General features: G+C 29.5%; 23 protein-coding genes. 13 read left to right on the forward strand and 10 right to left on the reverse strand.

Going from position 1 to position 23,525, the window contains the following annotated elements:
* Positions 1-210 precede the first annotated feature (210 nt).
* A complete protein-coding gene (locus MHN29_RS07970) occupies positions 211-1,608 on the forward strand; it encodes a TlpA disulfide reductase family protein (protein WP_235273986.1) in 1,398 nt (465 codons plus the stop codon).
* A 66-nt stretch (positions 1,609-1,674) separates the two neighbouring features.
* On the opposite strand, the gene MHN29_RS07975 is transcribed toward MHN29_RS07970, so the two are convergent.
* Complete coding sequence (locus tag MHN29_RS07975; protein ID WP_150899137.1) at positions 1,675-2,475, reverse strand: TIGR00266 family protein; 801 nt, start codon at positions 2,473-2,475, stop codon at positions 1,675-1,677.
* 75 nt (positions 2,476-2,550) lie between these two features.
* On the reverse strand, positions 2,551-3,006 hold the full coding sequence (locus MHN29_RS07980; RefSeq protein ID WP_235274183.1) for a DUF4442 domain-containing protein: 456 nt from the start codon (positions 3,004-3,006) through the stop codon (positions 2,551-2,553).
* Between the two features lie 154 nt (positions 3,007-3,160).
* Here MHN29_RS07980 and MHN29_RS07985 point away from each other — a divergent pair, with 154 nt between their 5' ends.
* From MHN29_RS07985 to MHN29_RS08000, 4 genes are read left to right on the forward strand one after another with little or no spacing between them, the layout of a single operon-like run.
* On the forward strand, positions 3,161-3,589 hold the full coding sequence (locus tag MHN29_RS07985) for a DUF4870 domain-containing protein (protein ID WP_150899138.1): 429 nt from the start codon (positions 3,161-3,163) through the stop codon (positions 3,587-3,589).
* 17 nt (positions 3,590-3,606) lie between these two features.
* Positions 3,607-3,951: a PadR family transcriptional regulator gene (locus tag MHN29_RS07990; protein WP_150899139.1), complete on the forward strand. Its 345-nt coding sequence runs from the start codon at positions 3,607-3,609 to the stop codon at positions 3,949-3,951.
* On the forward strand, positions 3,944-5,917 hold the full coding sequence (locus tag MHN29_RS07995) for a PspC domain-containing protein (protein WP_235273987.1): 1,974 nt from the start codon (positions 3,944-3,946) through the stop codon (positions 5,915-5,917). Before MHN29_RS07990 ends, MHN29_RS07995 begins: the two co-directional genes overlap by 8 nt.
* Positions 5,918-5,936: 19 nt before the next feature.
* Positions 5,937-6,443 carry a nuclear transport factor 2 family protein gene (locus MHN29_RS08000; protein ID WP_235273988.1) on the forward strand — a complete coding sequence of 169 codons (507 nt, stop codon included), beginning with the start codon at positions 5,937-5,939 and terminating at the stop codon, positions 6,441-6,443.
* A 132-nt stretch (positions 6,444-6,575) separates the two neighbouring features.
* Here MHN29_RS08000 and recG read toward each other — a convergent pair whose 3' ends face one another.
* Complete coding sequence (gene recG, locus MHN29_RS08005; protein ID WP_235273989.1) at positions 6,576-8,672, reverse strand: ATP-dependent DNA helicase RecG; 2,097 nt, start codon at positions 8,670-8,672, stop codon at positions 6,576-6,578.
* Positions 8,673-8,733: 61 nt separating this feature from the next.
* Here recG and MHN29_RS08010 point away from each other — a divergent pair, with 61 nt between their 5' ends.
* The gene (locus MHN29_RS08010) at positions 8,734-9,945 is read left to right on the forward strand and encodes an RsmB/NOP family class I SAM-dependent RNA methyltransferase (RefSeq protein WP_235273990.1); all 1,212 of its coding nucleotides are present in this window, start codon (positions 8,734-8,736) and stop codon (positions 9,943-9,945) included.
* 184 nt (positions 9,946-10,129) lie between these two features.
* On the opposite strand, the gene MHN29_RS08015 is transcribed toward MHN29_RS08010, so the two are convergent.
* A complete protein-coding gene (locus MHN29_RS08015; protein ID WP_235273991.1) occupies positions 10,130-10,732 on the reverse strand; it encodes a LysM peptidoglycan-binding domain-containing protein in 603 nt (200 codons plus the stop codon).
* Positions 10,733-10,846: 114 nt separating this feature from the next.
* On the opposite strand from MHN29_RS08015, the gene MHN29_RS08020 reads away from it, so the two are divergent.
* Positions 10,847-11,281 carry a hypothetical protein gene (locus MHN29_RS08020; RefSeq protein ID WP_235273992.1) on the forward strand — a complete coding sequence of 145 codons (435 nt, stop codon included), beginning with the start codon at positions 10,847-10,849 and terminating at the stop codon, positions 11,279-11,281.
* Between the two features lie 43 nt (positions 11,282-11,324).
* Here MHN29_RS08020 and MHN29_RS08025 read toward each other — a convergent pair whose 3' ends face one another.
* From MHN29_RS08025 to MHN29_RS08040, 4 genes are read right to left on the reverse strand one after another with little or no spacing between them, the layout of a single operon-like run.
* Positions 11,325-11,786 carry a MaoC family dehydratase gene (locus MHN29_RS08025; RefSeq protein WP_235273993.1) on the reverse strand — a complete coding sequence of 154 codons (462 nt, stop codon included), beginning with the start codon at positions 11,784-11,786 and terminating at the stop codon, positions 11,325-11,327.
* A 13-nt stretch (positions 11,787-11,799) separates the two neighbouring features.
* Positions 11,800-12,420, reverse strand: a complete 621-nt coding sequence (locus tag MHN29_RS08030) for a trimeric intracellular cation channel family protein (RefSeq protein ID WP_235273994.1) — start codon at positions 12,418-12,420, stop codon at positions 11,800-11,802.
* Positions 12,421-13,539, reverse strand: coding sequence for a DEAD/DEAH box helicase (locus tag MHN29_RS08035; RefSeq protein WP_235273995.1), 1,119 nt, complete (start codon positions 13,537-13,539; stop codon positions 12,421-12,423). It abuts the gene before it with no gap.
* A gap of 36 nt (positions 13,540-13,575) precedes the next feature.
* Complete coding sequence (locus MHN29_RS08040) at positions 13,576-13,962, reverse strand: thioesterase family protein (RefSeq protein WP_235273996.1); 387 nt, start codon at positions 13,960-13,962, stop codon at positions 13,576-13,578.
* 101 nt (positions 13,963-14,063) lie between these two features.
* On the opposite strand from MHN29_RS08040, the gene MHN29_RS08045 reads away from it, so the two are divergent.
* From MHN29_RS08045 to MHN29_RS08055, 3 genes are read left to right on the forward strand one after another with little or no spacing between them, the layout of a single operon-like run.
* Positions 14,064-15,410, forward strand: a complete 1,347-nt coding sequence (locus tag MHN29_RS08045) for an MATE family efflux transporter (protein ID WP_235273997.1) — start codon at positions 14,064-14,066, stop codon at positions 15,408-15,410.
* A gap of 60 nt (positions 15,411-15,470) precedes the next feature.
* Complete coding sequence (locus MHN29_RS08050; protein WP_235273998.1) at positions 15,471-16,049, forward strand: TetR/AcrR family transcriptional regulator; 579 nt, start codon at positions 15,471-15,473, stop codon at positions 16,047-16,049.
* A gap of 50 nt (positions 16,050-16,099) precedes the next feature.
* Positions 16,100-16,849 carry an SDR family NAD(P)-dependent oxidoreductase gene (locus MHN29_RS08055; RefSeq protein ID WP_235273999.1) on the forward strand — a complete coding sequence of 250 codons (750 nt, stop codon included), beginning with the start codon at positions 16,100-16,102 and terminating at the stop codon, positions 16,847-16,849.
* Between the two features lie 42 nt (positions 16,850-16,891).
* Here MHN29_RS08055 and MHN29_RS08060 read toward each other — a convergent pair whose 3' ends face one another.
* Both MHN29_RS08060 and ychF read right to left on the reverse strand, forming a co-directional pair.
* Positions 16,892-17,563 carry a DUF2461 domain-containing protein gene (locus MHN29_RS08060; RefSeq protein WP_150899152.1) on the reverse strand — a complete coding sequence of 224 codons (672 nt, stop codon included), beginning with the start codon at positions 17,561-17,563 and terminating at the stop codon, positions 16,892-16,894.
* 83 nt (positions 17,564-17,646) lie between these two features.
* Positions 17,647-18,738 carry a redox-regulated ATPase YchF gene (gene ychF / locus MHN29_RS08065; protein ID WP_235274000.1) on the reverse strand — a complete coding sequence of 364 codons (1,092 nt, stop codon included), beginning with the start codon at positions 18,736-18,738 and terminating at the stop codon, positions 17,647-17,649.
* Positions 18,739-18,902: 164 nt separating this feature from the next.
* Between ychF and MHN29_RS08070 the strand changes: the two genes are divergently transcribed.
* The 3 genes from MHN29_RS08070 (at position 18,903) to MHN29_RS08080 (ending at position 23,502) form a co-directional block, all read left to right on the forward strand.
* Positions 18,903-19,469 carry an RNA polymerase sigma factor gene (locus MHN29_RS08070; RefSeq protein WP_235274001.1) on the forward strand — a complete coding sequence of 189 codons (567 nt, stop codon included), beginning with the start codon at positions 18,903-18,905 and terminating at the stop codon, positions 19,467-19,469.
* Between the two features lie 78 nt (positions 19,470-19,547).
* On the forward strand, positions 19,548-20,555 hold the full coding sequence (locus MHN29_RS08075) for a FecR family protein (protein WP_235274002.1): 1,008 nt from the start codon (positions 19,548-19,550) through the stop codon (positions 20,553-20,555).
* A gap of 16 nt (positions 20,556-20,571) precedes the next feature.
* Positions 20,572-23,502 (forward strand): TonB-dependent receptor domain-containing protein, encoded by a 2,931-nt coding sequence (locus MHN29_RS08080; RefSeq protein WP_235274003.1) that lies wholly within the window; start codon positions 20,572-20,574, stop codon positions 23,500-23,502.
* Positions 23,503-23,525: the final 23 nt, after the last annotated feature.

The following is a 23,525-nucleotide window of genomic DNA, read 5'->3' on the forward strand; positions in this document are numbered from 1 at the left end:
ACTAGCTTAGGTTTTTCTTTTTCTATATCTTTTTTAAATACGTTTTTGCTATAAAAATTATAAAAACAGCAATCATATACCTAAAAAAGTTTAAAAATCAAACTTTTAAATCGTAAAATATTTTTTAAAATTTATTTTTTTTGTTAAAATCTTTGATAAAAAAACTAAAAAAACTAACTTCGACGCCTTATTCACCTTAAAAACTAAACAATGAAAAGAATAGTACTTTTAGCCCTCATAGGAGTTACCATAATTTCATGTACTAAAGAAAAACCTGTAAAAGATTATTTAATTTTATCAGGTAAAATTGAAAATTATAAAAAACGAGATGTCACCTTAGAAGGCTTCAATTTTAGCAAAAAAATAAAATTCGATAAAAAGACTGGTACTTTCTCAGACACTATACGAATTGATAGAGATGGAAATTACACTTTAAGAACTAACAAAAAACATTTTAACTTATACCTTAACGATACTGTAAACACAGGAATTGTTTTTGATTATAAAAAAGGTGATCCTAGTAATTTTAATGGAAAGTTTGAAGGAACCAATGAAAATATCAATGCATATTTCGTTAAAAAAAGAACTAAGTTTCCTCAAATATTAGTAAATGCAAATGAGCTTTTCTCATTAGAAGAAGGTGAGTTCTTAGATAAAATGGATGAATATAAAGATGCCTTAACTGAGTTATCTATCTCTAGTAATTTACCTGCCGACTTCCTTAAAAATGAAGTTAGAAATATTGATTATGAATATTTAAGAAACATAAACAACTACCAAGATTTCCATAGAACTTTAACTGGAAATTCAGATTTTGTTGTTTCTGAAGATTTCCCAAATCCTACCGAAAACTTTAATTTTAGTAGCGGATACGATTATATGAATTCGTATTCATACAGAAAAATGCTTTTAGAATTATTAGATCTGAAAGCTAAAGAGAAGAACAAAGACGGTGAAGACTATTACTTAACTTACTTAGAAACTGTTCAAACAGAAGTTAACGATTCAATTGCTAAAAACGACTTATTATACACTAGCGCTAAAAACAGTATTACTTATACTGATAATTTAAAAGAGTTCTATAACAAGTTTATGGCTTATTCTACAAACAAGAAACATAAAGATGAAGTATCTAAAAGTTACAACATTTTAAAAACAACTGCCAAGGGGCAACCAGCTCCTAAATTTGAAAATTTCAAAAATTATAATGGAGGTACTACTTCTTTAGATGATTTATTAGGCCAAGGAAAATACTTATACATTGATGTTTGGGCTACTTGGTGTGCTTTCTGTAAAAGAGAAATTCCTTTATTAAAAAGATTAGAAGAAGAATATCACGGAAAAAACATTGAATTTGTTAGTATTAGTGTTGATGATAGAAGAGACTTTGAAAAATGGAAGCAAACTATTGTTGACAGAGAAATGACTGGAATACAATTATTCAGCGGAAAAAAACAAGATGATTTAGAATGGGCTCAAAAATTCTTAATCAAAGGATTACCTAAGTTTATTCTTATTGATCCTGATGGAAAAATTGTAAACCCTAATGCTCCTGCTCCATCACAAGGAGAAAAATTAATCAAAATATTTGATGATTTAGGAGTTTAAAAAATTCTTTTCACCATAAAAAAAACCGCTATTAAGCGGTTTTTTTATATCTCTCATTTATTGTAATTAAAATCTATTATCTCCGTCAATAATATCACCTAAGCCTCCTAAAATACTCCCTTCACCTTTATCTCCTCTTCCTGTTTGTGGAGCCATAGCTAATACTCTACCTGCTAATCTACTAAATGGTAATGATTGAATATAAACAGTTCCCGGTCCTTTAAGCGTAGCAAAAAATAAACCTTCACCACCAAAAACTGTATTTTTAATTCCTCCTACAAATTCAATATCATAATCAACATCTTGAGTGAAACCAACAATACAACCAGTATCTACTTTTAAAACTTCTCCTGGTTGCAATACCTTTTTTGCCATTGTTCCTCCAGCATGTACAAATGCCATACCATCTCCTTCCAATTTCTCCATTATAAAACCTTCTCCTCCAAACAAACCTCTTCCTAAACGTTTTGAAAATTCTATACCTATAGAAACTCCTTTTGCAGCACATAAAAAAGCATCTTTTTGGCAAATGAACTTACCATTATACTCAGTTAAATCAATTGGAATAATTTTTCCTGGATAAGGAGATGCAAATGAAACTTGTTTCTTTCCTTGACCATCATTAGTAAAAACAGTCATAAATAAACTTTCACCAGTTAAAATTCTTTTTCCAGCAGAAAATATTTTTCCCAATAAACCTTTTTCTTGGTTTGAACCATCACCAAAAATAGTATTCATTTTAATTGCTGAATCCATCATCATAAAACTTCCAGCTTCAGCTACCACGCCTTCCTGAGGATCTAATTCAATTTCTACATATTGCATTTCTTCTCCAAAAATGCGGTAATCTATTTCATGTGCATTCATAAGTATTTTGTTTAATTAATCTATTTATTAGAATAATGTTTCTCTTTTTTGTTACACTGTAATTTTAAAATAATATTAGTTTTTCACTTTTAAACTCCATTCAAATTCAAATTTAGAAACAGAAATACCTTCTTTATTAATTCCTTCAGAAGTAACTAAAACCGTTTGCCCCTCTCCTGTTTCAACAGATTTTTGAATTGCTTTTTCTATTACCAAACCATCATTACACTCAAATCTAATTTTTCCTGTTGCCTTTTTAGTAAAGGTTGCATTCATATTGGTAACTAACATTGAAACTTTTTTTCCTGAGTTATCAATTGCCTGCATTACCAAAATACCAGTAGATAGTTCTGCTGCCATTCCTTGAACCGCCCAAAACATACTTTTAAATGGGTTTTGATTAATCCATTTATGCTTAACTCCTACCAGAGATTTTTCATTAGAAATTGATTTTACCCTTATTCCACATAAATATGCAGATGGTAATTTGAATAATGTAAAAAAATTAATTTTTCGAGGTGTAAACTTCATTTTATCAGTATTTACAGGCAATTTACAGCTTTTTTGTTAAAAAAACTCATGATTTCAAATGTTAAATTTTGTTAAATTTTAGTACTATGTATTGCATAATACCTTTTAAAAGATATATATTTGCATAGTCAAGTATTATATAATTCATTTTATTATGCAACAGAACAAAGAAAATACCAATGCTTTTTTAATACATATATCAGCTTTCGCAGGATACTTTTTTCCATTAGGAAGCATTATTACTCCTTTAATCTTATGGCAAACCTTAAAAGAAAGAAGTACATTTTTAGATAATCATGGAAAAGAAGCAGTCAATTTTAACATAAGCTTCGGCTTATATATTTTTATACTAAGTGCTTCATTCTTCTCTTTCTTCTTTGGAAACTTTATAGATATTTTTAGAGGAATCGATGTAGATTTTGGCGGACATCATTCCTACGATGGTCTTTTTGGTTTCATTGGAATAGCATCATTAGTAAGTATCGTAACACTTATCAAAATTGCCTTAATTATTATTGCGGCAATGAAAGCTAACAAAGGAGAGGAATACAAGTATCCTTTTACAATTAATTTTATAAAATAACCTATAAACCGCATTACATGAAGATAGAAAATACAAAAGCACAAATGCGTAAAGGTGTTTTAGAGTATTGCATCTTATCTATTTTACAAAAAGGAGACGCATACACATCTGAAATACTTTCAACCTTAAAAGGTGCAGAAATGATTGTGGTTGAAGGAACTATTTATCCGTTATTAACTCGCTTAAAAAATGCAGGATTATTAACATATAGATGGGAAGAATCAACCTCTGGACCACCAAGAAAATACTATGTTTTAACAGAAAACGGTGGGATGTTCTTAAAAGAATTAGACAAAACATGGAATAATTTAGTAAATGCAGTAAGCCAAGTAACAAGTACAAAATCAACTAAAAATGAATAAGACAATAAATATAAATTTAGGCGGGTTTTTCTTCCATATAGATGAAACTGCTTATCAAAAACTAAAACGCTATTTAGACGCCATTTCTCGTTCTTTAAGCGATGATCCTCAAGGAAAAAATGAAATTATTTCTGACATAGAAGCACGTATTAGTGAGTTATTATCAGAGAGAATTACTGACGCTCGTCAAGTGGTTAATGAAAGTGATATTGATGAAGTTATTACTATTATGGGACAGCCAGAAGATTATGCTGAAGCTGAAGATAGTTTTAACGATAGCACTTCTTATTCTCAAAGAAGAAACAGAACTAGTAAAAAACTTTTTAGAGATGGTGATGATAAATTTTTAGGTGGTGTTTGTGCTGGTTTAGCTCATTATGCTGGTATAGATGTAATCTGGGTAAGATTATTAACTTTAGTTTTAATGTTTGGAGCTGGATTTGGTTTTATCGCTTATTTTATCCTTTGGATATTATTACCTGAAGCTAAGACCACAACTGAAAAATTACAGATGGAAGGTGAAGCTGTAAATATTGATAACATTGAAAAAAAAATTCGTAACGAGTTTGAAAACCTATCATCAAAGCTAAAAGATGGTGCTAACGACCTATCTGATAAAATTTCAAGTGCAGATTATGAAAAATTAAAGTCTAAAACCTCTTCTGGATTTCAAGATTTTATAGATACAATGGGCAAAATATTACTAGCAGTATTTAAAGTTTTTGGAAAATTCATGGGAGTTTTACTAATCTTTATTGCAGGTATAACAATCATATCATTATTACTAGGAATATTTTCAATTGGAAGTTTAGAATTTTTGGACTTTGATAATGATATGGTTCATTACCCTCCATTCTTCTATGGATCAACTTTACCTAAATGGTTATTATCAATATTCTTATTTGTTTTAATAGGAATTCCATTTATAGTTCTATTTATCTTAGGATTAAGAATCTTATCTCCTAATGTAAAAAAACTAAGCACTCCAGCTATCTTAACTTTATTCGGAGTATGGTTAGTATCATTATTAGCTGTAGGTTTCTCTGGTATAGAATATGCTACAACACATGCATATGAAGGAGCCAATGTAACTAAACATAGTATAACTTATACTAAAGAAGAACCTTTAAAACTACGAGTTGTTAATGATGATAATATATATTACAATCATAATTTACGTAACAGAAGTAATTCTGTAGGTGTATATGTTAACGATAAAGAAATGAAATATTCTAACGACATTAATATTGATGTTCGTAAGAGTGAAACAGGAAATGCTTATATAGAAATTAAGAAAACATCAAAAGGAAGAAGAAGAAGCAAAGCGAACGATAATGCTGAAACAATTCAGTATAACTTTAAATCTGCCAACAACACTATTGTTTTTGATGCATTCTTTTTAAGTGAATATAAAAACATGTGGAAAGATGAAGAAATTAGAGCTACTTTATTCATTCCAGAAGGTACAACAATTTATTTTGAAAATTCAACTCGTAGATTTTTAGACGATGTTAGAAATACTCAAGATATTTATGATAGAGATATGGCTAATCATCATTTCAAAATGACTTCTAAAGGTTTTGAATGTACAGATTGTGACTATAATAACAATGATAGTAACGAAGAAGAAAACGACAGAAATTCAAATAATGATGAAGATATCAGTTTTCTATTCGATAGCACAATTAATGATTTGAAAGCTGAATTTATTATCAGTAAACAAACAACTAAAAATGAATTAGAAAAATTAGTTACATGGTTTAAAAACAAAAGAAACATTGATATTGAAGTTATCAATCCGAAATATGATTTAGACAATATGATAGACAAGGTATTGTTAAAAATAAACTGTAACGATGGATACATTGGAGAAATCAGGATTTCTAACAACACTTTAGAAACTATTCCAAAAGGATTTAGAAGACTTTATAACGAAGACGGTCAATTAGCCTTTAAAACTTGGTAACAATTTAAAATAAAAAACTATGGATGCTATTTTCGATTTCTTTTTTAACGGAAACTTTTTTCTAAAAATCTTAACCTATATATATACGTTTTTTATATCATTTTTTATGAATGGACAGATTAAAGAAATCCCTAAATACAAACCTGCTGATGTTAATTTACATAACCAAATTGTAAAAATGGATAGCATCTATTTTAATGCTTACAATACATGTGATATGAAAACACAAGCAAATATTATAGATGAAGATATTGAGTTTTTTCATGATAAAGCTGGATTAGCTACTTCTAAAAAAGAACTATTAGAAGCTTTAGAAAAAAATATTTGCGGTAAAGTTACACGTACTTTAATAAAAGGAAGCGTAGAAGTATACCCTATTGAGAACTATGGAGCTGTTCAAATAGGATACCATAAGTTTTTTAACAAACAAGAGCCCAACCAAAAATCAATACCAAGCAAATTCATTAATATTTGGAAAAAAGAAAATAATAACTGGAAAATAACAAGAATTATTAGCCTACATTAAAATATAGTTCACGCTAAAAACATTAGTTCATTAGTTAGCTAACTCTAATGATACTAATACTTGGTTTTATTAGTTTACTAGCCAAAGCTTTACAGCTTTGGCTTTTCTTTTTCAATCTATTTCAGTAAGTAATTAGCTAATATTACTCCAAAGACCACTTGTTTTTTGAAGCTGAGTATACGTTTTTAACACCCCTCTGTGTTCTGGTTTAGACAAAGCAGGATCTTCTTGTAAAACCTTTATAGCCATTTGCCTTGCTACATGTAAAATAGGACTATCTTTAACTACATCGGCAATTTTTAAATTAAGCACACCACTTTGTTGAGTACCCATAATATTTCCAGGTCCTCGAAGTTTCAAATCTACCTCTGCAATTTTAAATCCATCTGTGGTATCAACCATAGTTTGCAGACGAGTTTTACCGTCTGAAGACAATTTATAACTGGATAATAAAATACAATAACTCTGTTCTGCTCCACGTCCTACTCTACCTCTTAATTGATGCAACTGACTTAAACCAAAACGCTCAGCACTTTCTATAACCATTACCGATGCATTAGGTACATTTACCCCTACCTCAATAACTGTAGTAGCCACCATTATTTGCGTTTCACCATTTACAAAACGATCCATTTCATATTCCTTATCTGCAGGTTTCATTTGACCATGAACAATACTGATTTGATATTTTGGAGAAGGAAAATCGCGAACAATACTTTCATAACCATCCATCAAATCTTTATAATCCATTGCTTCAGATTCTTGAATTAGTGGATATACTACATATGCTTGACGTCCTTTGGCTATTTCATCTTTTAAAAATTTAAAAACTCCTAAACGATTACTATCATATCTATGAACTGTTTTAATCTCCTTACGTCCTGGAGGGAGTTCATCAATTACAGAAATATCTAAATCGCCATACACAGACATTGCCAATGTTCTTGGAATTGGTGTAGCCGTCATTACCAATACGTGTGGAGGTAAATCGTTTTTTTGCCACATTTTTGAACGTTGAGCAACCCCAAAACGATGTTGTTCATCAATAATAGAAATACCTAAGTTTTTAAATTGAACTTTATCTTCTAAAATAGCGTGTGTACCAATTAAAATATGTAAAGTCCCATCTTCTAACCCTTGATGAATTTCTCTTCGCTTTTTAGTTTTACTCGAACCAGTTAATAACTCTACTTTTATGGAAGTTTCCGATAATAATTCAACAATTCCATTATAATGTTGAATTGCCAAAATCTCTGTAGGTGCCATAATGGTCGCTTGATAGCCATTATCAATTGCAATTAGCATCGATAATAACGCTACAATTGTTTTTCCAGAACCTACATCACCTTGCAATAATCTATTCATATGAGCTCCAGAACCAACATCTTTTCGAATTTCTTTTAGTACTCTTTTCTGAGCATTGGTTAAACTAAAAGGTAGGTGATTATTATAAAAATTCGTAAACTCTTCACCAACATGTTCAAAAACATATCCTTTTATTTTTGATTTTCGTATCAGCTTCTTTTGCAGCAACTGTACTTGAATAAAAAATAGTTCTTCAAACTTTAATCTATATTGAGCTTTTGCTAATAATTCCTGACTCTTTGGAAAATGAATATTTAATAATGACTCTCTTTTTCCTAATAACTGGTTTTCATTTAACATATAAGTTGGAAGCGCTTCTTCAATACTATTATAAACCTGTTGCAACAAGTTTTGAATCATAGTACGCATCATTTTATTGCTAATCCCTTTGTTAGTCAATTTTTCGGTAGAAGGATATACAGGTTGCATAGACATTTGCAACTTACTTTTATATTCTCTTACCGTTTCCATCTCTGGGTGAGGCATACTAGCATTACTATTATACCAGTTTAGCTTTCCATAAATTACATAAGGAGTATCAATTTTTAAACTATCCTTTATCCATTTAGCTCCCTTAAACCAAACTAATTCAATAGAACCAGTTGCATCATAAAATGTAGCAACTAACCTACTCCCTCTTTTTTGCTTTACAGTTTTAACACCTCTTATCTTCCCAACTATCTGAACTTCTGATGAATTTTGCTGTAGTTGATTAATTGTATAAAATTGAGTTTTATCAATATATCTAAAGGGAAAAAGGCTTAATAAATCATTGCAAGTTCTTATACCTAGTTCAGAATATAACAACTCTGCTCTAGCTACACTAACACCTTTTATATATGTTATTGGATGATTTAAATTCATTAAAAACGAAAATACAAAAAGCCATTAAAATCAACTATCTTTGCACTCTTAAATTCATCAAATGAGATTACATAGAAATTTAGTTTACGCAGTAATAGATAGTTTGCGTGACGTTTTTAATGAAGATGTTTATGCTGATAAAGCTGTAGAGAAAGCATTAAAGAGAGATAAGCGATGGGGAGCACGTGATAGAAAGTTTGTTGCTGAAACAATTTATGACATTGTACGATGGAAACGATTATATGCAGAAATTGCCAATGTAAAGGCTCCATATTCGAGACCAGACCTTTGGCGTTTGTTTGTTGTTTGGTGTGTATTAAGAGGTATTAAATTACCAGATTGGAATCAAATTGAAGAAACTCCAACTAGAAGAATTAAAGGAAAATTTGATGAACTTTCTCAGATTAGAAAATTTAGAGAATCTATTCCTGATTGGATTGATGAACTTGGAGTTCAAGAATTAGGAGAGGAAGTTTGGACGAAAGAGATTGCTGCTTTAAATAAAAAAGCAGATGTTATTTTACGTACCAACACTTTAAATATATCTAAAGAAAGTTTACAAAAACAGTTAAAGTCTGAAAATATAGATACTGAATTTGTTAAAGGATGTGATGATGCTTTACGTTTAGTTGAAAGAGCTAATGTATTTAAAACTGAAGCTTTTCATAATGGACTTTTTGAAGTTCAAGATGCTTCTTCTCAGTTAGTAGCTTCTTATTTAGATGTTGAACCAGGTATGAAAGTAGTGGATACTTGTGCTGGAGCTGGAGGAAAAACATTGCACTTAGCTTCTTTAATGAAAAACAAAGGGCAAATTATTGCTATGGATATTTATGAAAGTAAATTGAAAAAGCTAAAAATTAGAGCTCGTAGAAACAAAGTTCACAATATTGATACTAAAGTTATTGATTCTACCAAAGTAATTAAAAAGTTACACGGTAAGGCCGATAGAGTATTAATTGATGCTCCTTGTTCTGGTTTAGGTGTTATTCGTAGAAATCCAGATAGTAAATGGAAATTACAACCTGAATTTTTAGATAACATTAAAGAAGTACAACAAAAAGTTTTACAACAATATTCTAAAATGGTAAAACCTGGAGGGAAATTAGTTTATGCTACTTGTTCTGTTTTACCTTCTGAAAATCAGCAACAAGTTGAATTCTTTTTAGCTTCTGACGAAGGGAAAGATTTTACTTTTGTAAAAGATCATAAAGTCTTAGCACATCAATTTGGCTTTGATGGTTTTTACATGGCTTTATTAGAAAGAAAATAAGAATTAAATTATTTCTACATAAAATAAAAAGGCTCGAGATTTCTAAATCCCGAGCCTTTTTTCAATCAACTATTAAAAACTAACTAATCACTAAACTAACTGTTAAGTAATTACACTTATATGACGACAACTTTTTCAAATTGTTACAGTTATTGTTTTTAGTTTAACACTATTTTAAGATTGATTATTTAACTCTTAATTTTTGTCCAACCATAATAGTTGCTTTTTTTAAGTTATTTAGTTTTTTTAATTCTTCTACCGATAATTTATAATTCATAGCCACTCTATATAATGTTTCTCCTGATAAAACGATATGATACTTAAATCCAACATTTTTTTTCTCTGTTTTATCGTAATATTCATAATCATCGTCGTGATCATGATCATGGTTTAAAACACTAACATCTCCATTATAAAAAGCTTTCTTTTCTTTCTGATTGTGAGCGTATCCTAAAATTACTTCCTCTCCTACTGCTATTTTAGATTTAGAAAAACTATTCAACTCATGAAGCTTTGCAATATCAAAACTATATTTTTTTGCTATTGAAATTAGAGTTTCCCCCTCTTTTACAACATGGATTATTGTTGGATCAAATACAGTGTCTTCTATAGGTTTTAATGCTGGAGTTTTTGGATATCTTTTGGAAATTTTACCTGTTACCAAATTTTTATAAGCTCTTTTTCCATTTTGTTGAATTCTGATCCATCCTTCTGGTAATCCTTTTTTTTGTGCATAACTATTAACCCCTATTAGTAGCAAGAGTATAAAACTCAATTTTATTTTCATTGCTTTATTTTTTAATCCCCTTTTGTTGTTCTTCAAATATATAATAATTTTTAAATTTTGATTTATAGCTCTTTATAAGTATTTTTAGAAATCAACTAACGTAAATTTCAACTTATGACTAATTCAAACAAACCTCAAAAACGATTCTGGGTTATTGCTGTTATTTCTCTACTATGGAATGGTATGGGAGTAAATCAATACTTACAACAAGCATACAATACCGATGCTTTTAAAGCAATGTACCCTGATGAAAAAGTAATGGAAATGGTACAAAACACCCCCTCTTGGGCAATGACTGCTTTTGCTCTTGCTGTTTTTGGTGGCTTTATAGGTAGTATCTTTTTATTACTTCGTAGAAAACTAGCGAAACCTATGTTTTTAATTTCTTTAGTAGCTATTGTAATACAAATGTTTTACAATCTTTTTATGAGTGGAGCTATGGAAGTTTATGGTCCAGGAGCTGTAATTATGCCTATTATGGTTATTGGTTTTGCTTTATTTATCTTATGGTATACTAAAAGATCTGAAGCTAAAGGGATATTATCTTAAAAAATTATAAAATATAAAAGCTGTCTTGTAAAAGACAGCTTTTTTATTCTAGTAAAACAAAAATAAACTCTGCAACACAGGCTGGTTTTTCTTGTCCTTTTATTTCTACTAAACAATCAAAAGTTAGTTTTTTACCATTGTTAAAATCTTCAATTTCCTTTAAAGAACTTAGCAATCTCAATTGACTATTAACTGGGACTGGGTTGGGAAAACGAACTTTATTTAAACCGTAATTCAATCCCATTTTTACACTTTTAATTTCTATTAATTCAGAAATTAACTCAGACAACATTGAAACTGACATAAATCCGTGTGCAATAGTTGTTCCTGTTGGTGAATATTTAGCTGCTTTTTCTTCATCTACATGAATCCATTGTTTGTCTAAAGTAGCATTTGCAAAATCATTTATCATTTGCTGAGTTACTGTAAACCATTCTCCTACTGGTAATGGCTTTCCCTTTAAACTATGTAGTGCATCTAAATTTTCAAATACTAATTTCTCCATTTGTTACAACTAATTATTTACCAAGTATATCCTTTTTTATTTTTGGTAACTCTAACTCATACTTAACAACAACGGTTCTTATTATTATGATAGCTGCTGCCGATAAAATAAATCGCAAATCTTCATTCAGATTAAAATTACCTAAAATTAAATATATAACTCCTCCTGCCAAACAAGCAGAGGCATAAATTTCTTTTTTAAAGATTAGAGGAACTTTTCTAGTAAGAACATCTCTAATAACTCCTCCAAAAACAGCAGATACCATTCCCATAACTAAAGCTACAAACGGATGCAATTCATAGCTCAATCCTTTTTGCAAACCTAATAAAGTGAACACACTAATTCCAATAGTATCAAACAGAAACATTGTTTTACGCAAAGGTGCTATTTTACTTCTAAATAAAAATGTTGCTCCCACAGCAGTTAGAATTGTCCAGATATAATTAATATCACCAATCCAATTTATAGGATGTGCATTAATTAAAACATCACGTATCATCCCACCTCCTACTGCGGTAACAAAAGCAATAATAATAACTCCAAATACATCGAAGTCTTTTTTCATTGCTACCAATGCTCCACTTATAGCAAAAGCAAAAGTTCCTGCGATATCTATAGCATAAATGATACTCATTTATATATTTATTTCAGAAAATTCAATTTTTAGTTTTCTTTCAACTTCTTTAATATTATTTCTTTCATTGTTAAGAATTAATACTAAAGAAACTCCTTTTTTACCAGCTCTGGCTGTTCTTCCACTTCTGTGTGTATAATATTCTAGTTTTTCTGGCAATTGATGATGCAATACAAAGCCTAAGTTTTGTACGTCAATTCCTCTGGCAGCAACATCTGTAGATACAATAACTTGAAGATTTTCCTTTTTAAAAGCACGCATTACTTTATCTCGCTCTTTTTGCTGCATATCTCCTTCTAAAGCTTCAACTGAAAAACCTTCCTCTTTCAACTCTTTTGCTAACTTTTGTGCCCCCGCTTTTGTTCTTGAAAAAATGATTCCTCTTTCCGATTGTCTTTTTTCTAAAAACTTAATAATTACATCTACTTTCTCAGGTATTGTAGTTTGTACAAACTGATGAATTATGTTTGCATTTACCAATGAGTTTTTATTTACTTCAACTTGTTTTGCTGAAGCATTCATATATTTTTTAATTATACTTCTTATCTCATCGGGCATTGTTGCAGAAAACAACCACGTTTTTCTAGTTCCTGAAGTATATTTTAAAATACGATTCAATTCTAATTTAAACCCCATACTCAACATTTCATCAGCCTCGTCAAGTACTAACATTTTAATATCCTTTAAATTTACCTCACCTCGCTCTATCAAGTCAATTAAGCGTCCAGGTGTAGCTACTATTACATGTGTAGTTCTTTGTAAATTTTTAATCTGGCGATCTATTTTCTCTCCTCCATAAACAGCTTCAACAAAAATTTTACCATCTACATATTTAGTAAACTTAAATAGCTGTTTTTTAATTTGCTGAACTAACTCTCTTGTTGGCGATAATATTAAGGCTTGAGTTGTATTTTTTGAAGGATTTATTTTATGCAAAACTGGCAAACCATAAGCAGCAGTTTTCCCTGTTCCTGTTTGTGCTAACCCAATAAAATCTGAATTATTTTCTAATAAATATGGTATCGTTTCTTTTTGAACTTCGGTAGGAGTTGTTATTCCTAACTCTTTTAATCCTTTAACATATTCCTTTCGTACTCCTAAAGCTGTAAATGTTGTCATACTATTAATTTATAAGTGCAAAGATATCGCTTATTTTTATCCTAAAAGTAGGTTTGTTACTTCTTTAGTTATTCTTCTAGGTCTTTTCGTTTCTGCATCTAACAAACAAAATGTTGTTTGCGATTTTACAAGTAATAATTCTTCTTTATAAATTTCAAAATGACGCACCGATTTAATACCTTCAGTCTTTCCAACCCAAGTTCTTACAGTTATCTCATCTCCTAAAACTGCTTGATTTTTATAATCAACTTCATGTCGAATTACAAACCAAACATAATCAGGTTTTGGAACATTTTTTATAAGTTGATTCCAATGTGCATTTGAAGCATCTTGCATCCATTGTACATAAACTACATTATTCACATGATTATACTCATCAATATCTTTTGACGTTACAATAAGTTTTTTTTCGTAAAGATTCATTTAACAAACTTACAAGAATGATGTTAATTATTACTTAAAACTTTGTTTCATTTCTTTCAAATATGATAATATTTAAGATATTCGAATGCTAGATTTTAATTATGAATAAAATAACCAACAAATTTGGTACTGAAAAAATTAGTAAACTTCTTTTAAAGCAAGCTATCCCCGCTTCAATTGGGATTTTAGTAATGTCTTTAAACATGATTGTAGATACCATTTTTGTTGGTAGGTGGATTAGCGTTATGGCTATTGCCGCTATTACTGTTGTATTACCTATTGCTTTTTTCATCTCTTCTATTGGTATGGGAATTGGAATTGGAGGTAGCTCTATCATATCAAGAGCTTTAGGTAGAAAAGACACTTTTAAAGCTTTTGAAGTTTTTGGAAATCAAATAAGTTTAACAGTTGTTTTATCTTTTCTATTTGTTTTAATAGGAACCTTTTTTTGTTTCCCTGTTTTACAATTATTTGGTGCTAATGGAAATATTGTAGCTCCAGCTGCAGAGTATTTTCATGTAATCATATGGGGAGTTCCTTTTTTAGCCTTTGCTATGATGGGAAACCCAGTAATTAGAGCCGTCGGCAAACCTAATTACGCTATGTTTACTTTAATATTTCCAGCTATTTCAAATATTGTTTTAGATATTTTATTTATAAAAGTTTTTAACCTTGGAATGTTTGGTGCTGGACTTGCTACATCTATTTCTTATGGAGTAAGTGGTTTATTCGTTTTATGGTTCTTCTTATCGAAAAACACCGAATTAAGAATTATTCCTAAATTCTTTATAATTAATCCAGTAATTTTAAAAGAAATTGTTGCTTTAGGAGGAATTACAGTTGTACGTCAAGGAGTAATTAGTTTACTTATAATTATTTTAAACTTTACATTATTCAAATATGGTGGTGAAATAGCAATTGCTGTTTATGGTATTATCAATAGAGTAATGATGTTTGCACTATTCCCTGTTTTGGGTGTCACACAAGGTTTTTTACCTATTGCAGGTTATAATTATGGAGCTAATGATTCTGAAAGGGTTAAAGAAACCATTAAAACTTCTATACTATTTGGTACTATTATAGCTTCTGTAATTTTTATTCTAATTATGTTATTTCCTTCTCAATTAGTGGGGCTTTTTACAAACGATAAAGAATTATTAAACAGTACTCCTAATGCTTTAATTATTGCTTTCCTAGCTACTCCTGTTATTACAACACAATTAATTGGATCGGCTTATTTTCAAGCTGCCGGTAAAGCTTTACCTGCCTTAGTATTAACTTTATTAAAGCAAGGTATTTTCTTAATTCCATTAGTATATATTTTACCAAGATTCTATGGAGTAAATGGTGTATGGATGTCGTTTCCAATTGCTGATATTTTATCCACTTTAGTTACTTTCTTTTTCTTACAAAGAGAAATTCGATTAAACCTACAAAATAAAAATTAACACTTCTTTTTAATTTAGTATTAAAAAAACACATATCTTTGAAACGTTCATTTCAAATAAATGCCAAAAGTAGAAACATTTAATAAAGAAGAAGCTATAAAGCAAGCTACTGGAGTTTTTCATCGTAAAAGCTACAGTTTGGCTTCTATGCAAGATTTGGTAGATGCTACTGGTTTAAACAGATCTAGTATTTACAATTCATTTGGTAGTAAGCTCGATCTTTATATACTGTGCTTAAAATATTATCAATCAATATTTAAATGTAATGTTGATGAAGTTACTAGTAAAGCAGCAACTCCAATAAAAGCTATTGAAGCTATTTTTTTATTGAATGTTAGAAACAATATTGATAATAAAAATATAGGTTGTCTTATTAATAATTGTACTTCTGAAATGGCCAATCAGGAAACAGTTATTGAAGGTTTTTTAAATAATAATTATAATAATATGATTCAATTATTAGGAGACCTTATAGAAAAAGGACAGTTAGAAGGCTCTATTAACACTAATAAGTCTTCAGATCAATATGCACATTACTTACTTAACTCTTTACAAGGCTTAGGTATTTCTGGTATCATAATGAATGATTATAGTCGTTTAGAAAGTATCGTAAAAACAACACTTTCTATATTAAATTAATTTTTTTTAACTCAATTTGAAACGAACGTTTCAAATAAAAACAACTAAACATGAATAAATTACAAAACAAAGTAGCAGTTATAACAGGAGCTAATAGTGGAATTGGATTAGCAACAGCAAAATTATTCTTAGAAAACGGAGCTAAAGTAGTATTAGCAGGAAGAAGAGAAAGCGCTTTAAAAGAAGCGACTACAGATTTAAACGGTGACTTTATTACTGTAGTAGCTGATGTATCAAAAGATGAAGATAATACACAACTAATAAAAAAAGCTGTTGATAAATATGGAAGTATTGACATTTTATTTTTAAATGCTGGTATAGCTCCAGTTACTCCTACTACAGATATCACAGCTGAACATTACAATGAAGTTTTTGATATTAATGTAAAAGGACCAATACTAGCTACAAAAGAAGCTTTACCTTTTATGAATGATAAAGGAAGTATCTTATTTACAAATTCTATAGTACATCAGAAAGGCTTTGATGGACTAGCTGTATATTCAGCAAGTAAAGGAGCATTAAGAGCTTATGCTAGAGTTCTTACTTCAGAAGTAAAATCGAGAGGTATACGTGTAAACTCTATTGCTCCAGGACCAATTGACACTCCTATTTATGGAAAAATGGGATTACCACAAGAGGTAGTAGAAGAAATGGGGAAAGGTTTCGCTACACAAGTACCGTTAGGTAGATTTGGAACTTCGGAAGAAATCGCAAATACTGCATTATTTTTAGCTTCTGATGAAGCATCATTCATTAACGGGGTAGAATTAGAAGTTGATGGTGGTTTAAGCCAAATATAATTCTATAAAAACAAAAAGCTGAGATATATTCTCAGCTTTTTCTTATAATAATGACTCTCCATTTAAATTTGTGGTAAGAATATCACTCATCAAATTAAAATAAGGTCGCAATGCTTTAAATGAATTATCTACTTCTTCTGCAAAATTACTTGACAATACCTCTTCATCAGTAAAATTTCTGATAGCTATAAAACCTTTCTTTTTAATTAAATCAATTGCTTTATGCTCTTTATCAAATCCTTTGGGAGCTGTTTTTAACTCATCTCCTTCTAATTTCCCTCCAAAATATTTAACAAATTTCTCTTCAGATAAAATTTCTCTAATTTCACTATCATCCAGTTCAAATTCTTTTCTTATTCGAAACAAGTCTTCTTTTTCTGGTTGCCAAAAACCACCTCCTAAAACAGTATCACCTGGTTTTACTTGTAAAAAATAACCTCCTCTTAATTCTTTTCCATTTCTTGAATACGAAACTGCAAATCGAGGATTGTAAGGTGTTTTATCTTTTGAAAAACGTACATCTCGATAAATTCGATATATTTTCTGTTTAGCTATATCATCATGCATTTCTAAATTTTCATAAATTTTAGAGAATACATCTTTAGCGTTACCAAGAGAGGCATCGTATAATTTTTTATTCTCAGCAAACCAATCTCTATTATTATTAGCTTCTAATTTTTTTAAAAACTGAAATGTTTGTTTTTCAAATTGCATAAATCCTAAATTAAAAAATCTAAGGTACAAAAAAACTCTATCGAATTGCTTCAATAGAGTTTGTAATATTATCTTAAAATTGATTACACATTAAATCTGAAGTGCATTACATCTCCATCTTTAACAATATAATCTTTTCCTTCAATTCTCATTTTTCCAGCTTCTTTTACTTTCGCTTCACTACCGTAAGTTTCATAGTCATCAAAAGCAATAGTTTCAGCTCTAATGAAACCTTTTTCAAAATCGGTATGGATAACTCCAGCAGCTTGAGGCGCTGTAGATCCAACAGGAATTGTCCAAGCTCTTACTTCTTTAACACCAGCAGTAAAATATGTTTGTAAATCCAATAATTTATAAGCCGATCTAATTAAACGAGAAACACCTGGCTCTTCTAAACCGATATCAGCTAAAAACATTTGACGCTCTTCATAATCTTCTAATTCAGTAATATCAGCTTCAGTTCCTACTGCTAAAACAATAACCTCAGCATTTTCATGAGCTACAGCTTCTTTTACTTTAGTTACATAATCGTTTCCAGACACAGCTGAATTTTCATCAACATTACATACGTATAAAACTGGTTTCGATGTAATGAACTGTAATGGCTTTACAAATTCCTCTTCTTTTTCTGTAAACTCAATAGAACGAACAGATTTACCTTCTAATAAAGTAGCCTCTACTTTCAATAAAATTTCTAACTCAACTTGAGCTTCTTTATTTCCAGTTTTAGCAGTTCTTTTTACACGCTCTAAACGTTTTTGAACTGTTTCTAAATCTTTCAACTGTAACTCTATATCAATAGTCTCTTTATCTCTAACTGGATCTACAGAATTATCTACGTGTACAATATTATCATTATCAAAGCAACGTAATACATGTAAAATTGCATCAGTTTCTCTAATATTTGCTAAAAACTGGTTTCCTAATCCTTCTCCTTTACTTGCTCCTTTTACCAATCCAGCAATATCTACAATCTCTACAGTAGCAGGTATTACTTTTTCAGGAACAACTAATTCTTCAAGTTTTTCTAACCTAGCATCAGGTACGTTTACTACTCCTAAGTTTGGTTCAATAGTACAAAAAGGAAAGTTTGCACTTTGTGCTTTTGCATTTGATAAACAATTAAACAATGTTGATTTTCCTACATTTGGTAGTCCTACAATTCCAGCTTTCATTCTATTCTTTTATTGAAAATTTTGCGATTGCAAATATACATATTTGGTTTCTATTTTTATCTAATTATCAATTCTGAATTCTCTTAATTTTAGTTTTAAATATATATCCATTACATTTTTTTTATTTTTTTGTGTACTTTTAACTGCAAACTAACTTCTCTATAATGAAGAATTTATCTGATGAAATCTTATGGAAATCTTTAAAAGATGGAGATTTAAAAGCCTTTGAAGCTCTCTTCAAAAGTTATTATAGTGCGCTTTATTCATATGGTTTAAAAATTTCAAAAGATTCTATTTTAACAGAAGATTCTTTACAAGATTTTTTCATTTACATTTACGAGCATAGACAAAACCTAAGCGATTTAAATAGTATTGCTCCTTATTTATTTGCTTCTTACAGAAGACTGATAATTAAAAAATTACAAAAAAAACAAAAAAGGCGTTTTGTTAGAGATATTGATGAGAAAATGGTTGATATTCAATTTACTGTTGAAGAAACATTAATTCACCAAGAATCTGAATCTTTTAGAGATAAAAACTTAGCAGTGCTTTTAAACAAATTGCCTAAACGACAACGAGAGGTTATTTTTTTAAAATTTCATTGTAATCTTAAAACAGCTGAAATAGCTGACACCATGGAAATTAACTATCAGAGCGTTGTAAACACATTACATAAAGCTTTAAAAAGCTTAAGATATAACATAAAAATTTCTCAATTATTTAATTCGTAAATTTGCCCTCCCAAAAAGAGTATATAATTTATTAGAAACTCTTATTGTAGATGCAGGGAAACTTGTTAAGTTAAGAATATGACAAAAAAAACATTCAATATTATAACAGACTTTATAGAAGATCCTTCTTTTGTAAACTGGGTTAAAAAAGAAAAGCTTTCTGACGAAACTTTTTGGGAATATTGGCTGGAAAACAACCCTGATAAAAGAGAAATTGTTGAAGAAGCTAAGGACATTGTTTTAGGTATTCAATTAAAAAAAGCAGTTGTTTCAGAAGAAAAAATTGATTTTGAATGGAATAAATTTAGATCCGCGATAAAAGAAAAGCAAGAAAAAAATACAGTTAAAAAAGAAACAGTCTCTAAATCTAATTATAATAAGTGGATAGGTATTACTGCCAGTTTTATTTTAATTTTAAGTGTTGTTCTTCTTAAATTTTCAGGTTCTAGTACCATAACTCATGAAACTGGTTATGGAGAAATTTTAGACTTAAAATTAAAAGATGGAAGTTTAGTTACATTAAATGCAAACTCTTCTCTCTCCTACAAAAAGGATAATAGTAGAAAAATTTGGCTGAAAGGTGAAGCTTATTTTCAAGTAGACAAAAAACAAACTACTAATGCTAAGTTTTGGGTAATTACGAACGATTTAGAGGTTGAAGTATACGGAACTGTTTTTAATGTTAATTCTAAAGAAGAAAAAACACAAGTATATTTAGAAGAAGGAAATATATGGTTAGCCTTAAAGAATGGTGACTCCAAAAAAATGCTTCCTGGCAACTTTATATCTTACTCTTTTAAAGAAAATAAAATCTTAGTTGAACAAGAAAATATTTCAGCTGAAGAACAGACTTCGTGGAAGAATGGTACTTTAACGTTTAATAATTTATCATTAGAAAATGCTTTAAAAAAGGTTACTGAAACTTATGGTTATGAAGTAATCTTTAGAGATAATGAAAGTAAGCATAGTTTAATTACAGGAACTGTACCTACAACCAATATTGATATTTGCTTACAAGCCATTAAAAAATCAGTAAATGTTGAAATAATTAAAGAAAACAGTAAATTAGTCGTTACTAAAAAATAATTATGTAACCTATTTAATGTCTTTCAATAAACATTTTTTCTTTTTATTACTTTTAATAGGTTTAAACTCTACTCAAATCTTTTCTCAACAAAAGGTATTAGTCACTCAATTATTAGAATCATTGAGTAAAAAACATAATGTCCATTTCACCTACAAATCAGATTTACTTAAAAATAAAACAGTCAATTTAAATACTTTTAATAATCTGTCTTTAGAGAAATCAATTGAATTACTAAAACAAACTACCTCTTTAACATTAGACTACTTAGGCAACAATTATTATGTTATCTATGCTAAAGAAATTTCAAAATCTAATAATACTTCAAAAGTATACGATACCTCAACATTAAATCAAATAATTAGTGATTCTATTCAAAAAACTAATAGTATTTTCTTAGTAAAGGGGATTGTACTAAACAAAAACCTACAGCCTATTGAAGGAGCTAGTATTATTGAAAATAGTACACAAAACGGAACCATTAGCCTTTCAGACGGAACATTTTCTCTAGCTCTAAAAAATGTAAATAATTTAATAAGAATTAGTCATGTAGGATACCTTAATCAAACTATTGAATTTCAAAAAAAGCAACTACAAATTATTCTTAAAGACGATTTATTTTTAGACGAAGTACATATTGTAGGATCAAGAAATAAAAACAGGTCTAAAAAAGATGCACCTGTTGCTACCGACATTATTAATATTGACAAGACAATAGATAATAGTGGACTCACAGAGGTTAATGAACTCTTAGAATTTGCTGTCCCTTCTTTTAATGCTACTAAACAATCAGGTGCCGATGGTGCCGATCATATTGTTCCTGCAACTTATAGAGGTTTAGGACCAGATCAAACCTTAGTATTAATTAACGGTAAAAGAAGACATCAAGCTTCTTTAATAAATCTATATGGAACAAGAGGAAGAGGAAACTCTGGTACCGATTTAAACGCTATCCCTAGTTCGGCCATCAAACGCATAGAGATTTTAAAAGATGGTGCTTCAGCCCAGTATGGTTCAGATGCCATTGCTGGAGTTATTAATGTTGTTTTAAAAGACACTACTAATGTTTTATCAGCCAATACAACTTTTGGCTTTCATAATGCAAATCCAAACATTCAAAATGTAGCACCTGTAAATACAATAGATGGTCTTACTTATAAAGTAGATGTTAATTATGGTGTTAAAATAAAACAGGAAGGATTTATCAATTTTAGTACAGAATTTCTATCAAAAGACCACACATTTAGAGCTCCGACTGAATTAAGACAAAAATATGGAGAAGCAGCCTCTCAAAATGTTAGTTTATTTTTTAATTCTGAAGTTCCTATTAAAGGAAATACTTCACTTTATGCTTTTGGAGGTTATAACTATAGAAATACAGAAGCTTTTGCTTTTTCTCGAGATGCAGATAGTGAGAGAAATGTTTTAGCTATTTACCCAAATGGTTTTAATCCTTTAATTACTTCTGATATTTCAGACAAATCTATGTCTGTAGGTATCAAAACAAACTTTAAAAATTGGAATATTGACTTTAATAACACCTATGGAAGTAATAACTTTCATTACACCATTAAGGAAACCTTAAATGCTACATTACAAGAAAACTCACCTACAGAATTTGATGCTGGCGGACATCAATTAATGCAAAATACCACCAGTATAGATTTCTCTAGATATTTTATGCAGTCATTAAAAGGTATAAATGTTGCTTTTGGTTTTGAACATCGAATTGAGAATTACCAAATCTTTGCAGGAGAAGAAAGTTCTTACAGTGCTTACGATGTAAACGGAAACCTTGTAAATTCTCTAACCTCAAACTCAGACTTAGTAACTTATAATGGTTTTATAAGACCTGGAGGATCACAAGGGTTTCCTGGGTACTCTCCTATGAATGAAGTTGATGAAGACAGAACCAATTTTAGTTTCTATATTGATACTGAGTTTGACTTTACAAAAAAATGGATGTTAGCCACAGCTATTCGATATGAATACTATAATGATTTTGGCAGCACATTTAATACCAAGCTTGCTACTCGAATAAAATTATCTCCTAACATAAACATACGAAGTTCTTTTAGTACAGGTTTCAGAGCTCCTTCTTTAGCTCAGATTTATTATAATTTAACTTTTACAAATTATCTAGGAAATTTACCCGTTGAATCTTTATTAGTAGCTAACAACAATCCAATCACACAAAAACTAGGAATTGATAAACTGAAAGAAGAAAAAGCGATAAACACTAGTTTCGGTTTTGCTGCAAATTATAAAGACTTTAGTTTTTCTCTAGACTCTTATTATATTTCTATTAAAGACAGAATTATTTTAAGTGGTATTTTCGATGCCACTAATTTAAATGTAGGTAATGTAGATAATATACAATTCTTTGCAAATGGAGTTGATACAGAAACTGTAGGTTTGGATTTAAAAGCTAGATGGTTAAAAAAAATTGGTGATTCAAAATTATCCATAAACTTTAATGGTAATATTAATAGAATGTCTATTAGTAGAATTAAAAATCAAAATTTAGACAAAGAAACTTTCTTTGGAATTAGAGAACAACATTTCTTATTAGCCTCTGCTCCTAAAAGTAAATTCAACTTAGGTATAAATTATCAAAAAAATAAGTTTAGTTCTAATTTGAATATCACAAGATACAGTGGCTTAAAACTTATTGATTGGCAAATTCAAGAACCTATTTACTACTTCAATAATTCTGAAGAAGAGAGAATTGCTGCGGCTACAGATATCTATGAACCTAAATATACTGTTGACATTAATTTTAGATATCAATTATTTAATTTTTTAAACTATCAATTAGGAATTAATAACTTATTTAATACCTACCCTACTGTTCAAGGAAGTCATGTAGATAGTGGAGGTCTATGGGATGCTACTCAAATGGGAACAAACGGTACATTCTTCTATACTAAGGTAAGTTTTAAACTTTAAAATATTTTTTTCATAAAAAAAGA

Origin of the sequence: Tenacibaculum sp. Cn5-46 (assembly GCF_022347705.1) — a bacterium.
Lineage (GTDB): Bacteria > Bacteroidota > Bacteroidia > Flavobacteriales > Flavobacteriaceae > Polaribacter > Polaribacter aiptasiae.

Coding starts and splice junctions, on each gene's coding strand:
- MHN29_RS07970 (WP_235273986.1), top strand. CDS start 211: ATGAAAAGAATAGTACTTTTAGCCCTCATAGGAGTTACCATAATTTCA.
- MHN29_RS07975 (WP_150899137.1), bottom strand. CDS start 2,475: ATGAATGCACATGAAATAGATTACCGCATTTTTGGAGAAGAAATGCAA.
- MHN29_RS07980 (WP_235274183.1), bottom strand. CDS start 3,006: ATGAAGTTTACACCTCGAAAAATTAATTTTTTTACATTATTCAAATTA.
- MHN29_RS07985 (WP_150899138.1), top strand. CDS start 3,161: ATGCAACAGAACAAAGAAAATACCAATGCTTTTTTAATACATATATCA.
- MHN29_RS07990 (WP_150899139.1), top strand. CDS start 3,607: ATGAAGATAGAAAATACAAAAGCACAAATGCGTAAAGGTGTTTTAGAG.
- MHN29_RS07995 (WP_235273987.1), top strand. CDS start 3,944: ATGAATAAGACAATAAATATAAATTTAGGCGGGTTTTTCTTCCATATA.
- MHN29_RS08000 (WP_235273988.1), top strand. CDS start 5,937: ATGGATGCTATTTTCGATTTCTTTTTTAACGGAAACTTTTTTCTAAAA.
- recG (WP_235273989.1), bottom strand. CDS start 8,672: ATGAATTTAAATCATCCAATAACATATATAAAAGGTGTTAGTGTAGCT.
- MHN29_RS08010 (WP_235273990.1), top strand. CDS start 8,734: ATGAGATTACATAGAAATTTAGTTTACGCAGTAATAGATAGTTTGCGT.
- MHN29_RS08015 (WP_235273991.1), bottom strand. CDS start 10,732: ATGAAAATAAAATTGAGTTTTATACTCTTGCTACTAATAGGGGTTAAT.
- MHN29_RS08020 (WP_235273992.1), top strand. CDS start 10,847: ATGACTAATTCAAACAAACCTCAAAAACGATTCTGGGTTATTGCTGTT.
- MHN29_RS08025 (WP_235273993.1), bottom strand. CDS start 11,786: ATGGAGAAATTAGTATTTGAAAATTTAGATGCACTACATAGTTTAAAG.
- MHN29_RS08030 (WP_235273994.1), bottom strand. CDS start 12,420: ATGAGTATCATTTATGCTATAGATATCGCAGGAACTTTTGCTTTTGCT.
- MHN29_RS08035 (WP_235273995.1), bottom strand. CDS start 13,539: ATGACAACATTTACAGCTTTAGGAGTACGAAAGGAATATGTTAAAGGA.
- MHN29_RS08040 (WP_235273996.1), bottom strand. CDS start 13,962: ATGAATCTTTACGAAAAAAAACTTATTGTAACGTCAAAAGATATTGAT.
- MHN29_RS08045 (WP_235273997.1), top strand. CDS start 14,064: ATGAATAAAATAACCAACAAATTTGGTACTGAAAAAATTAGTAAACTT.
- MHN29_RS08050 (WP_235273998.1), top strand. CDS start 15,471: ATGCCAAAAGTAGAAACATTTAATAAAGAAGAAGCTATAAAGCAAGCT.
- MHN29_RS08055 (WP_235273999.1), top strand. CDS start 16,100: ATGAATAAATTACAAAACAAAGTAGCAGTTATAACAGGAGCTAATAGT.
- MHN29_RS08060 (WP_150899152.1), bottom strand. CDS start 17,563: ATGCAATTTGAAAAACAAACATTTCAGTTTTTAAAAAAATTAGAAGCT.
- ychF (WP_235274000.1), bottom strand. CDS start 18,738: ATGAAAGCTGGAATTGTAGGACTACCAAATGTAGGAAAATCAACATTG.
- MHN29_RS08070 (WP_235274001.1), top strand. CDS start 18,903: ATGAAGAATTTATCTGATGAAATCTTATGGAAATCTTTAAAAGATGGA.
- MHN29_RS08075 (WP_235274002.1), top strand. CDS start 19,548: ATGACAAAAAAAACATTCAATATTATAACAGACTTTATAGAAGATCCT.
- MHN29_RS08080 (WP_235274003.1), top strand. CDS start 20,572: ATGTCTTTCAATAAACATTTTTTCTTTTTATTACTTTTAATAGGTTTA.